Source organism: Mucilaginibacter sp. P4_D1, from assembly GCF_056401935.1.
In genome coordinates, this window is the sequence record NZ_JBFUIJ010000003.1 from 1 (window position 1) to 13,376 (window position 13,376).

Below are 13,376 nucleotides of genomic sequence, written 5' to 3' on the forward strand. Positions count from 1 at the left end.
ATTGACAACTCTAACCGGATGGGATTGCGGGATTAGCTCCTCCAGGGTTGGCGGAATAGCTAATATTTGCTGCTGATCATAGTGTTTGAAAACAGGTTGTCTGATTGCCATATCTCATATATCTATACTTTAAATATATGAAAATCAGATTGTTAAAACAAATAAAACCATAGATAACTAATTGATTTTATAGCAATAAACCATTAATAATAAAAAAGAGGCTGATCATGATTTATGATACAGCCTCATCTATTAGTTCAGATATTTATCTTTTAAAATCTGCATATCTGGGATCTGCACATTTGCACATCCGCAACCTGCACATCCGCAATTACAGGGCGGGGGGGGCCAGCGTTCCGGCGGCTACGGTTTCATTGGTGGCTTCGTCAACCAAAATTAATGAGCCGGTAATACGGTTTTTGCGGTATTCGTCAAAAACAAGTGGCTGGGTGGTACGCAGGCGTACACGGGCCATCTCGTTCATTTTAATATCTCCGGCATTTTCAAGCTTTTCCATGGTGTTAATGTCAAGCTTATAATAAACTTCTTTTATAATAGCCATCACCTCGCGGGTAGTATTTTTAAGGTGATATTTGGCGCCCGGACGTGGGCCACGGGTGCCCATCCAGCAAAGCATCACCTCCAGATCCTGGCTTACAAATGGTTCGCTTTCGTCTTTAACAATCATATCGCCACGGCTTACATCAATGTCATCCTCCAGGGTAATAGATACCGACATTGGCGCGAAAGCTTCTTCAACCTGCCCCGAAAACGTATCGATTGATTTAATAGCCGATGTTAATCCCGAAGGCAATACCGTTATTTTATCACCAGGTTTAAATATGCCACCGGCAATACGGCCTGCATAGCCGCGGTAGTCATGATACTCGGCAGCATGCGGGCGAATCACGGTTTGTACCGGAAAACGTGCATCAGCATGGTTTTCATCACTTGCAATATGAATCGTTTCTAACGTGTGCAGCAAACTTTCGCCTTTGTACCACGGCATGTTAAAAGAATCGTTAACCACATTGTCGCCCTCAAGCGCACTGATGGGCACAAAACGGATATCATTAACATCTATCTTAGCGGCGAAGGCTTTGTATTGCTCAACTACATTATTAAATACTTCCTCCGAGTAATCAACCAGATCCATTTTGTTGATGCAGACGATGATATGAGGAATTTTTAATAACGACGCGATAAAAGAGTGCCGGCAGGTTTGTTCAACAACACCTTTACGGGCATCTATAAGTACAAGGGCCAAATTAGCTGTTGAGGCCCCGGTAACCATGTTACGGGTGTATTGAATATGGCCGGGGGTATCGGCAATAATAAATTTACGTTTAGGCGTAGCAAAATAACGGTAGGCAACATCAATGGTGATACCTTGTTCCCTTTCAGATCGCAGGCCATCGGTAAGCAGCGAAAGATCGATGTGCTGCAAGCCTTTCCTTTCGCTCGATTGTTTTACGGCCTCCATCTGGTCTTCAAAAATAGATTTGGAGTCGTATAGTAACCGCCCTATGAGGGTACTTTTCCCATCATCTACACTGCCGGCTGTTGTAAAACGTAATAGTTCCATAATAATGAGGTACGTGTGGCCTGTTGCCAGGTTGGCGTAGTATATTGTTGGCCAAAAAGCCTGTTTAATTCAATTTAAAAATAACCTTGTTTTTTCCTGTCTTCCATTGATGTATCAGAGCGTTTGTCGTCGCTGCGGTTGCCTCGCTCGGTGCTGCGCGTGGCCGATACCTCGGCTACAATTTTCTCCAGCGTATCTGCGTCGGATTCGATTCCACCGGTAATGGTAATATCGCCCAGGGTACGGAAACGCATCAGTTTATTCTCTACAAATTCGCCATCGCGCAATGATAAAAATTCCGATGCCGGCAACCATGTACCATCGCGGTAAACGGCGTTACGGTTATGTGCAAAGTAAAGTGAAGGGATAGCAATGTTTTCCTGCAGGATGTAATTCCAAATGTCCATTTCCGTCCAGTTACTGATCGGGAATACCCTGAAATGTTCGCCCATACGCTTGCGGCCGTTAAAAATATTCCAAAGTTCAGGTCGTTGATTTTTTGGGTCCCACTGGCCAAACTCATCGCGGTGCGAAAAAAAGCGCTCTTTTGAACGTGCTTTTTCCTCATCGCGGCGGGCGCCGCCAATGGCAGCATCAATTTTATGATGTTCGATGGTATCTAATAACGATACAATTTGTAACTCGTTCCGGCTGGCGTTAATGCCGCTTTCTTCAACCGCGCGGCCTTTGTTGATAGCGTCCTGAACCGAGCCTACAATTAATTGTACACCCAGTTTTTCAACCAGCTGGTCCCTGAATTCCATAGTCTCGGGGAAATTATGCCCGGTATCAATATGGATAAGCGGCATAGGTATTTTGGCAGGCCAAAAAGCCTTTTGGGCCAGGTGAGTAACAACAATGGAGTCTTTACCGCCCGAAAACAGTATTGCAGGGCGATCAAACTGGGCAACCACTTCCCTTATTACGTAAATGGCTTCCGATTCTAATTCCTGCAGATGGGTAAGATAATATTTGTGCATGCTAATTTAAAAACCCGCTAAATCCACCTAAATTGTAGTACTTAGCATTTAAACTGCAATATTAGCAATTTTATACTAATGTTGAGGGTATTAAATGGATTTTGACCGGGTTGTACAACAGCGAAGTAACTGATTGAATTTTTAAGATGTCTTTTCAACCACTTCAATCATTTTTTCGATTAAATCCGGTGCTCCGGCATCAAACCAAATAAACTGTTGATCCTTACGGAACCAGGTGAGTTGCCTTTTGGCAAACCGGCGGGTGTTTTGTTTTATCATTTCAACCGCTTTATCAAGCGTAATGGCACCATCCATATAGTCGAAAATTTCGGAGTAACCTACTGTGTTCAGCGCGTTTAACTGGCGATGGGGGAGTAATGACGCTACCTCGGCTAATAAGCCTTGTTGTAACATGATATCAACCCTGTCATTAATGCGGCGGTACAATAATTCGCGCGGCATGTTAAGGGCCAGTTTTATAATTTCAAACGGACGCTTATTAACCGTTGCCTGCCGATAAGATGATATAGGATTGCCGGTGCTTTCAAAGACCTCCAGCGCCCTAATGATGCGTTGCGGGTTGCCCAGGTCAACCTGGTTATAGTAAAGCGAATCGGCCAGTTTTAATTTTTCCTGCAAATAAGTTAACCCTTTCTCTTCCAGCTCAAGGTTCAATCGTTCGCGGATAGCCGGATCGGCCGTTGGTAAATCATCAAAGCCTTCGCAAATAGCTTTGATGTACAGGCCCGAGCCACCTGCCAAAACGACATAGTCGTGCTTTTTAAAAAGCTCGTCGAGTAATAACAGGCATTCCCTCTCAAAATCACCTACCGAAAAGGGCTCGGTTATAGAATGGGAATCAATAAAATAGTGTCTTACCTGGGCCAACTCCTCGGCGCTGGGTTTAGCCGTACCAATGCTCATTTCCCTGAAAAACTGCCTCGAATCGGCCGATACCACCACCGTATTAAAATGTTTGGCCACCTCAATAGCCGCGGCTGTTTTGCCAATGGCTGTAGGGCCGGCAATTACTAGGAGGGTTTTGGTAGGTAAATGAGGCATGTTTAAATAAAATATGTCATTGCGAGGAACGAAGCAATCGCAAACTATACAAATTCGCCATGAGCGCGGCGCGATTGCCACGCTTCGCTCGCAATGACATAGTTGTTGTGAGCATCTGAAGCCAATACGTTATCTTTTTTAGGCTTTACCTGGTAAAGCCTCGCAATGATGGCGCTGAGATAGCCCTTTAATAATCATCACCACCACCACGATGTGGTTTGTCATCATCATCGAAGCCTTCATCATCGGCAAATTCGTTACCAAATTCATCTTCTTCTTCGTCCTCAGCTGCTTTTTCTTCAGGAAGGTCGGCGTCAATATCGGTTACTTCCGAAAAATCTTCGGCATCTTCGGGGTTATAGGCCATTTCATTCAAAAAGTCAAAGTCTTCATCAGGGGCGGCAGCTGTTGCGGCGGGTGTAAATACATTGCCAAATTGTTTTGGCGCTTCACCTACTGATTTTATAACTGCGGGGTAGGTAGTGCCCGGTGTTTCGTCAAGAATAATTTTCATCAGCTCGACATGAAAATCAAAAGGGCGATCGAAGTTGAACGTATAATAAAATTTTTGATGCGGATCGTCAATAAAGCTCAGGAGCTTTACATTGGTCATGAGCGAAATACCACGATCTTTTCTTTTTTGATTTGGCAAATAGGTAATTTCTTCGCCTTTCATCCACTGATCGTTACTGATATAAAAAGACGATGGGAATTCGGGATTATAACCGGTTGACTGGTGTATCGCGCGGTGTAAATCTTCGAATGTTTGATTCGATTTTACATCAATTTCACGCATCACATCATCATAATCTTCGAAAGTAACCCTGAACCTGTATAGTGCCATTTTGTTAGTAAATTTTTAATGGGGACAAAAATAGTGTTTTAATTCAATTTCAGCTTGCCACAACTTTTAAGCCAATTTCTAAACCTTTGGCAATTGTGTAGTTGATGGCAGCTTCCCGTTCGTTCGGAATTTCGCCTTCCAGTATGGCTTCGCGGATCTGATTTTTGATAATTCCTACCTCGCGGCCTTCTTTTATACCAAAAAGTTCCATAATATCCAGCCCGGTAACCGGCGGCTGCCAGTTTCTGATACTGTCGCGCTCTTCAACATCTTTTAATTTTTGTTGAACAAGCTCAAAATTGTTACGGTATTTTTTAACCTTGTATTCGTTTTTTGTGGTAATGTCTGCTTTACACAACAACATTAGTCCTTCAATATCATCTCCCGCCTCGAAAAGCAAGCGCCGCACTGCCGAATCTGTCACGATAGATTGCGAGAGTACAATGGGCCTTAAATGCAGCTGCACCAGCTTTTGCACCTGTTTCATTTTTTCGTTAAGCGGCAGCTTTAACTGGGCAAATATTTTAGGAACCATACGCGCGCCGCGGTCTTCATGGCCATGAAATGTCCAGCCGTGGCCGGCTTCAAAGCGTTTGGTGGCGGGCTTGGCAATATCGTGCAAAATAGCGGCCCAGCGCAGCCAAAGATCAGTAGTGGTCTCGCAAATGTTATCAAGCACCTGCAGGGTATGGTAAAAATTATCCTTGTGGCCTTTGCCGTCGATATAATCAACCCCGTAAAGCCCTGCCATCAGCGGGAATATTTTATTCAGCAAGCCGGTGTCAAACAAATAATTGAAACCAATGGAAGGTACTTTGGATAGTATGATCTTATTCAGTTCGTCGGTTATACGCTCCTGCGATATAATGGCGATTCTATCTACATTGTTTTTTATAGCAGTAACAGCCTCGTCGTCTATCCTGAAATTAAGCTGCGATGCAAACCTGATGGCACGCATCATACGCAAAGGGTCGTCAGAAAAAGTTTCCACCGGGTTTAGCGGTGTGCGGATTAGTTTGTTTTGCAAATCGATAATGCCGCCAAATGGGTCAAGCAATTCGCCAAAAGTTTCCGGATTTAGGGATATGGCCAGCGCATTGATGGTAAGGTCGCGGCGTTTTTGATCGTCTTCCAGCGTACCGTTTTCAACAATAGGCTTGCGCGAGTCGCGGCGGTACGATTCTTTGCGGGCGCCCACAAACTCAACTTCCAGGTCCTGGTATTTGAGCGATGCAGTGCCAAAATTTTTATAAACAGCAACTTTTACCTTCAGCTTAACGCCCACAGCCTCGGCAAATTCAATCCCGTTACCAATAATTACAATATCGATATCTTTTGACGGGCGGTTCAAAAAAATATCGCGTACAAAGCCACCAATGGCATACACCTGTACACTATGCTGCGCGGCAAGTTTTGAGATAACAGAAAATACAGGATGCCGCAGGTGATCTTTCATAGTGTAATAAAATTCTTATCGGCCATCCGAATAATTTATCCTACCTCGCAATGACGGTGTTTGTTATTTTTAGATAACCGTTAAGTAAACACAAAGGTAATGCTAAAATTCAAACTCTAAATTTTAAACGTTAAAAGCTGTAGGGCAAACGGATCGAAACATGGTTAACATAACTTAACACATTTTAGATAAAATATTTATAAATGCTTTATAATCAATATCTTATATTTTATCATGGTTAACACTAAACTGCTGCTTCGCGCAATTCAGGTGCATCAAAATATTTATGCTTGTTTAACCTCAGCACAATTTGAAAACGCATAATTCCTGATTTTTGAAAATGATCATTTTGCGGCATTAACATTATCTTTGCGCTGTTGCCATACATACAACTTACAACTCATAATATACAACTTTCACATGCCTACTCTCCGTCAGCTTTTTTTGGCTAATAACGCGCAAACTACCAACTTTCCTTTATTGCTGGAGTTTGAGCGCGCCGAGGGCATTTATATGTACGATTCATCGGGCAAGGCATTTATTGATCTGATATCGGGTATTGGGGTAAGCAGCCTTGGGCATGGCAACGCTTATGTAAAGGAGGCCATTAAACAGCAGGTTGATAAATACATGCACCTGATGGTTTACGGCGAGTTTGTGCAAACACCGCAGGTAATGTTTGCACAGAAACTGGTATCGTTGTTACCGGATAATTTACAATCGGTTTATTTTACCAATTCGGGTACCGAGGCGGTGGAGGGCGCGTTGAAGTTAGCTAAACGATTTAGCGGCAGGCAACAGATCATCGCCTGCCACAACTCATACCATGGCAGCACCCATGGCGCTTTAAGCGTAATGGGTAACGAGGAATTTAAGCAAGCCTATCGCCCGTTATTGCCCGGGGTAGGTTTCATCAATTTTAACAATACCGATGACCTGCAATTGATAACAGACCAAACCGCATGCGTTATTATAGAAACCGTGCAGGGCGAGGCCGGTGTGCGGGTGCCGGATAGCGCCTATATGCAAGCCTTGCGTAAACGTTGTGATGAAACGGGGGCGTTATTAATTTTGGATGAAATCCAGGCGGCATTTGGCCGTACCGGAAAGTTGTTTGCTTTTGAGCACTTTGGTATAGTGCCCGATATTTTGTTGCTGGCCAAAGCGCTGGGCGGCGGTATGCCGATAGGTGCGTTTATTGCGTCAACCCAAATTATGGGTGCGTTAAAGGATAACCCTATACTTGGCCACATCACCACGTTTGGGGGCCACCCGGTATGCTGCGCGGCGGGCTTAGCGGCATTGCAGGTATTGATTAATGACAACCTTATACCTGGGGTAGCCCAAAAGGAAGCCTTGTTCCGTCAACTACTGGTACACCCGGCTATTAAAGCGGTGCGCGGCAAAGGCCTGATGCTGGCCGTTGAGCTGGAAAACTTTGACTTGAATAAGAAAATAATAGACCGCTGTATTGAAAACGGTGTAATAACCGATTGGTTTTTACATTGCAGCAACTCCATGCGCCTGGCGCCACCGCTCATTATCCAACCCCGGGAGATAGAAAAGGCCTGCGCGGTGATCATCGAGGCTATAGACCATTATAATAGATGATGCAGTAAAAGGGCATGGGCGGCGCTATAAATTATTATCCCTCCCAATTTTTCAGTATGTTTGTAGTAGAGGTTCTGCACAGTTGGGAAGCAGAGAAGATGTTCTTCTTGTTACTAAGTCTCCCTGATTATCATATTCGCTTTTTTACATTTTTTTGTAAACAGGTTTTCTCTTTTAAATTACATAATAAGTTAGTTGTCAGTTGTTTGTTTGGCCACAAAGGTGCGCCAAAAGGGTGTGAAAGGTATGCCAAAGGTATGCTGTGAGGGGTGGGTTTGGTTATAGCCTGGTGTGTGTAAGGTGCATGTTAGGTTGTATTAATTTATAATGAAAAGTGCCTGATTGTCTACCACATCTTTTCAGGCACGGTAAACAAGCGGCTGGCTTATAATTAAATTTAATAAGCAGATTCCTATACAACCTTTTGGTAACTTTTATGTAACGAATATTAAATAATACCTCATAATATTTTGTTTGAATTAAACTGGTATGGTTTATGCATTTATGGTATAATCAGATAAAAAGATGCCGTTAAGGCCTTTATTCAGGGAAATAAGAACACTAATGCACTTTTTTATGGTCACAGATTTAAACAGCCGGCTTGCTATTGCTGTTTATGCGCACAACTACAAGTTTTAACACGCTATCGAATTATGAAAATCGCCTATATATCAACCTATCCTCCCCGCGAGTGCGGCTTAGCCACATTTAATCACAATTTAATGCACGCCATCAGCGCTAACTATCCCGACAGGAAGTCATTACTTCAGGGGGGCTTCGTGGTAGCGCTTAACGATTCTGAAGACGTGCACGAATACGAATACCCGGAGGAGGTGAAATACGTTATCCGTCAAAACCATCAAAAAGACTATATCCGTGCTGCCAACTATATCAACACCAGTGCGGCGGATGTTTGCATTATGGAGCATGAATTTGGCATTTACGGCGGCGAGAGCGGTATTTATATATTACCGTTGATAAACCGGCTGGAAAAACCGCTGATATCGATATTGCATACCATATTAAAAGACCCCAGCTATGTGCAGCGCATCATTATCCGCGAGATTGCCGAACAATCGTCAAAGATCATCGTAATGAGCCAGCGTGCTGTGGAGTTTTTAACTACTATTTATGAGATTCCTGCGGATAAGATCCAGATTATAGAACATGGCGTGCCAGATGTAGAAGCACCGGAAGAAAACCCGGTTAAAGCGCTTAGCTCTTTTAAAAATCACAGGGTAATGCTCACTTTCGGGCTAATCAGCCGTAATAAAGGGCTGGAAACCGTGGTTAGGGCTTTACCAAAAATTGTCGAAAATCATCCCGATGTAATGTACGTGGTACTGGGTAACACCCATCCCGGCGTTATAAAAAATTCAGGAGAGGAGTATCGCGATCACCTGAAATCGCTTGCTGCGCAACTGGGCGTATCTAAAAATCTATCGTTCATCAATAAATTTGTATCTGAAGAAGAACTGGTAGATTATCTTACCGCCTGCGATATTTATGTAACACCGTACCTTAACGAGGCTCAAATTACCAGTGGCACCTTATCTTATGCCGTTGGTGCCGGTGCTGCCGTAGTATCTACACCTTACTGGCACGCTACCGAGTTGCTGGCCGATGGCCGGGGCAGGCTATTCGACTTTAAAAATTCTGATGCACTTGCCGATACCGTAATTGAGCTGCTTGACCAGGACAGGGTTTTACAGGAATTGAAAGAGAATGCCTACCAATATGGCCTGCACCTGCGCTGGCCGGTAATTGGGGCCGAATTTATAAAGGTGGCCCAGGAGGCAACAGCCCGTTTTGATTTTAGTGATAAGATATTGAAAAACAGCATTGTTGACCCCGAAATATTACCAAAGTTCAGCCTTACGCATGTTTTGAGGCTGACCGATGATACTGGTATTGTACAACACGCCAAATACGGTATCCCTAACTTAAAAGAGGGTTACTGCCTTGATGATAACGCCCGTGCGCTTATCATGGCCTTGATGGCTTACCAGCGCAGCGGGAGCAAGGAGGCCTTTGAATTGCTGCCTATTTACCTCAGCTATATTCACTATATGCAAACAGATGATGGTAACTTCCGTAACTTTTTGAGTTTTGACAGGCGCTACCTGGATGAAGTTGGATCGGAGGATTCATTTGGCCGTACCATATGGTCGTTAGGGCATTTGATAGGCTGCGCTGCCAGTAACTCATACCGTGAGTTTGCTTTAGAGATTTTTCATAAATCGGTACCGCATTTTTCAAGTTTGAAACATTTGAGAGGAATAGGCAACACCATTATCGGGATAAGCCTTTACCTGCAGGCCATACCTACAGATGATGGGATGATTAAAATACTAAACGATTTAACCCAACCCCTTATTGATGCTTTTGAAAAAACGCAATCAGAAGATTGGCAATGGTTTGAAGAGAAAATGACCTACGATAACGCGATACTACCGCTGGCTTTATTACACTCCTGCGAGATAACCGGGAATGAGGATGCCAAACGGATTGCACTGGCATCGATGGCGTTTTTAGATAAGCTGACTTTATCAAACGGTTACTTAAGCCCCGTGGGTAATGATGGCTGGTATTATCGCGGCGGTACTTTTCCAACGTTCGATCAGCAGGCTATTGAAACCATGGCTATGGTGCTGATGCATTTCCAGGCTTACCAGATTTTCAGGGTGCCGCAATATGTAGAGAAAATGTTTTTAAGCTATAAGTGGTTCCTGGGCGAAAATACCTTGCGTGCCCCGCTTTACGACCATGAAACCAAGGGCTGCTGCGACGGCTTGCTGCCCGGCGGTATTAACCGTAACCAGGGAGCCGAAAGCACGCTGGCGTACCTGATATCGCATTTAACGGTATTAAAAGCCTTTGAACTGGAGTATGAGTACAATAAATACGGCCAGAAACTCGAGATCTGCTAAATGAAGGTAGCCGTTTTAGCCCCCGTAGCCTGGCGTACACCGCCAAGGCATTACGGCCCGTGGGAACAAATTGCATCTAACATTGCCGAGGGATTGGTGAAGTTGGGTATTGATGTAACGCTGTTTGCCACCAGCGATTCGGTAACTGCCGGAAAACTGGATGCTATTTGTGCAACCGGGTACGAGGAAGACCGAAGCCAGGACGCCAAAGTGTTAGAATGCCTGCACATTAGCAACCTGATGGAGAAAGCGGGCGAGTTTGATATTATCCATAATAATTTCGATTTTTTGCCGCTCACTTATTCCGGGCTAATTAAAACGCCTGTTATCACTACGATACATGGCTTTTCGTCGCAGAAAATTATCCCGGTTTATAAAAAGTATAACGATATAGGGTATTATGTATCCATCAGTAATTCGGATCGCAGCGCCGATCTGGATTACCTGGCTACGGTTTACAACGGTTTGGATACCCGCGATTTTGAGTTTTACGAACAGCCTGAAGATTACCTGCTGTATTTCGGCCGCATCCATCCCGATAAAGGAACTGCCGAAGCCATTGCGATAGCCCAAAAAAGCAGACGTAAGCTGTTAATTGCAGGTATTATTCAGGACGGGAATTACTACCGTGAAAGGGTTGAGCCTTATTTATCTGACCAAATACAATACATTGGCCATGCCGGCCCCGATAAGCGTAAAGATTTGCTGGGCAACGCCGCCGCCCTGCTGCACCCCATTAGCTTTAATGAGCCCTTTGGCATGAGTGTAGCCGAGGCCATGCTTTGCGGAACGCCCGTAATAGCATTTAACAGGGGATCGATGCCGGAACTGATTAAAGATGCCCAAACCGGGTTTTTAGTTAATGACGTTGATGAGGCTGTTGAAGCAGTGGGTAGATTAGCCGGGATTAATAGAATAGACTGCTGTAACTGGGCTGGCTCGCAATTTTCGAGGGATAAAATGGTAGCGGATTATTTGGGGCTATACCAGAAGATACTTGACAGGTAACAAAGGAAAAACACAAAGGGAAACCGATGCGGTACTTTATGTATCACACAACACCAAAAAGGTAATCAGCTTTTTGCCGGAATGCTATCAGCCCGCATCCCTTATCAATTCATTTGCCTGGGAAGAATTGCCTGATTCCGGCTGATTGGCGTAATCATTTAACGGCCTTATTTTGGTTTCGCCAAGCAGCGGGTAAGTGTTTTCAGTAACTTCGGGCTGCTGTTGTGGTAAAACCTCGCTTGCACGGGCATAGCTGTAGCCTAACCTTTTATTTTCTTCCTCAATAAAAGTGAACAGATCGCCAAGGCACGAATAAACCGACTGTAAGTATTTATAGTTGGTTGATGTAAGGCTCTTGCCTACATCTTCGGGGCCTTTGCCCGGCTCACAAAAATTAAGTTTGGTAATAATACCGTTGATCAGCTCAACTTCAAATTTGCCCTCATTGTGCCAGGTTAAGCTGTTTTTTATTTCTCTGAAATGGTCCATGGCTTTATAAGTTTTTTATCATATAATAATTTGTAACGTTCACTGTGTTAGTTAAATATACTAAATTGTTTATATCAATGGATATGCCAGATTCCTTTTTTTTTTGTAAAACTTTTTAATAATCTGCTGAATTAAATTGCAGCGGCCATTTTTGCATATGAGCAACAGAAAGCAGGGATACTACGCCTAATAATACGCTTATTATTTAGGACGGGTTGTCGTTTATTACATGCCGAAAAAAATGAAACGCAGGACTATTTTTGCGTCATTTTATTCAGTTTTAACATGCTTGTTATAAAATGTCGGCGCGATGGTGTAACGGGACTTACAGGGTTTCATAAACTTGTAAGTTAGCAAACTCCTGAATTAATTATTTCATAACTTGCTGTTAATTAACCTTCGGCAATGGCAAAACATAAATTAGGTAACCCGGTATTTATAGCCGCGGTTTTGTTACTGATTGTAAACGATTGGTATCTTAAACAAACGTTTCATAACGGCTTAACCGGTAAGCTTTCTGATTTTGCTGGTTTGTTTGCGTTCCCGTTTTTGTTGAGCGCTTTATTTCCGCGGACAATAAAGCTGGGTTATTTTTTTACGTTCCTGTTTTTTGTGGTTTGGAAATCGTCTTTAGTGCAGCCTGTTATCGATGCATTAAATGGTGCAGGTATCCCCGTACATCGCACAATTGATTATACCGATTATATAGCACTGCTCATTTTGCCTGTATCTTTTTATCAGTTTAACAAGCCAGTGGTATATTACTTCAAACCTGTAATTTTTAATATGTTAATAGTGTGTTCTTTAATATCCTTTATAGCTACCACCATGCCTCCGGGGGCCTATACCAGGTTTAATGATATCAATAAAGTTTACACTTTCGATTTTTCTAAACGTGAATTGGTTTCCAGGATTAATGCCCTGCAACTGGAGTATGTTCACGAGTTTAACCAATACGTTAAGGATAATAATAAGCGCAGTTATGGCGCGCTTTACAAAGACACCGCGAGAGTTGATTTTGACCGTAAGAGCAGTATTTTCTACTACAGTTCATCTTTAATAAAAAACAAAAAAGATACTTTAGCTATGCTTATTGATTACGAGCGCGTAAAAGATGCGGATACCATAGTTTTAAAAACGATGTATGCCAACCTGAACATCAGCGGTAACAATAATACATCGCAGCTAAAGCTCCTGAGTTTAACTAATTACGTACGTAAATCAGAAAAGGGCGATCATAAAGAAATTGCTGTCAGGATTTTTGAAAAGTTTACGCTTAAAACAATCAGCGCCAGCTGGCGATAGGTATTTGTTGCTAATCAAAAAACTCCTTAAAGAACTCAGCGGTTATCTTTTCGTCAGCCGATTAGCGTCCGGCCTTTCCTGCGAACATGTAATGTGACATTATTTA

Annotated in this window: 10 protein-coding genes; 4 read left to right on the forward strand and 6 right to left on the reverse strand. The window is 43.3% G+C overall.

Translation table 11 applies throughout. From position 1 onward, the window contains the following. Positions 1-331: 331 nt before the first annotated feature. From cysN to AC1DV1_RS03835, 5 genes are all read right to left on the reverse strand, one after another. A complete protein-coding gene (gene cysN / locus AC1DV1_RS03815; protein ID WP_477355487.1) occupies positions 332-1,585 on the reverse strand; it encodes a sulfate adenylyltransferase subunit CysN in 1,254 nt (417 codons plus the stop codon). A 74-nt stretch (positions 1,586-1,659) separates the two neighbouring features. Then, positions 1,660-2,565: a sulfate adenylyltransferase subunit CysD gene (gene cysD / locus AC1DV1_RS03820; RefSeq protein ID WP_477355490.1), complete on the reverse strand. Its 906-nt coding sequence runs from the start codon at positions 2,563-2,565 to the stop codon at positions 1,660-1,662. 141 nt (positions 2,566-2,706) lie between these two features. Next, entirely contained in the window at positions 2,707-3,627 is a 921-nt protein-coding gene (gene miaA / locus AC1DV1_RS03825; RefSeq protein ID WP_477355493.1) for a tRNA (adenosine(37)-N6)-dimethylallyltransferase MiaA, read from the reverse strand. A 187-nt stretch (positions 3,628-3,814) separates the two neighbouring features. Then, a complete protein-coding gene (locus tag AC1DV1_RS03830; protein ID WP_477355500.1) occupies positions 3,815-4,471 on the reverse strand; it encodes an IS1096 element passenger TnpR family protein in 657 nt (218 codons plus the stop codon). Positions 4,472-4,520: 49 nt separating this feature from the next. After that, entirely contained in the window at positions 4,521-5,927 is a 1,407-nt protein-coding gene (locus tag AC1DV1_RS03835; RefSeq protein WP_477355506.1) for a CCA tRNA nucleotidyltransferase, read from the reverse strand. Positions 5,928-6,347: 420 nt separating this feature from the next. On the opposite strand from AC1DV1_RS03835, the gene AC1DV1_RS03840 reads away from it, so the two are divergent. The 3 genes from AC1DV1_RS03840 to AC1DV1_RS03850 all read left to right on the forward strand — a co-directional run bounded on the left by AC1DV1_RS03840 (position 6,348) and on the right by AC1DV1_RS03850 (position 11,476). After that, a complete protein-coding gene (locus tag AC1DV1_RS03840) occupies positions 6,348-7,538 on the forward strand; it encodes an aspartate aminotransferase family protein (protein ID WP_477355509.1) in 1,191 nt (396 codons plus the stop codon). A gap of 653 nt (positions 7,539-8,191) precedes the next feature. After that, entirely contained in the window at positions 8,192-10,468 is a 2,277-nt protein-coding gene (locus AC1DV1_RS03845; RefSeq protein WP_477355512.1) for a glycosyltransferase family 4 protein, read from the forward strand. Continuing rightward, the gene (locus AC1DV1_RS03850; RefSeq protein WP_477355515.1) at positions 10,469-11,476 is read left to right on the forward strand and encodes a glycosyltransferase family 4 protein; all 1,008 of its coding nucleotides are present in this window, start codon (positions 10,469-10,471) and stop codon (positions 11,474-11,476) included. An 87-nt stretch (positions 11,477-11,563) separates the two neighbouring features. Here AC1DV1_RS03850 and AC1DV1_RS03855 read toward each other — a convergent pair whose 3' ends face one another. Beyond that, positions 11,564-11,965: a hypothetical protein gene (locus AC1DV1_RS03855; RefSeq protein WP_477355518.1), complete on the reverse strand. Its 402-nt coding sequence runs from the start codon at positions 11,963-11,965 to the stop codon at positions 11,564-11,566. Between the two features lie 405 nt (positions 11,966-12,370). Here AC1DV1_RS03855 and AC1DV1_RS03860 point away from each other — a divergent pair, with 405 nt between their 5' ends. Continuing rightward, complete coding sequence (locus AC1DV1_RS03860; protein ID WP_477355524.1) at positions 12,371-13,270, forward strand: hypothetical protein; 900 nt, start codon at positions 12,371-12,373, stop codon at positions 13,268-13,270. Positions 13,271-13,376: the final 106 nt, after the last annotated feature.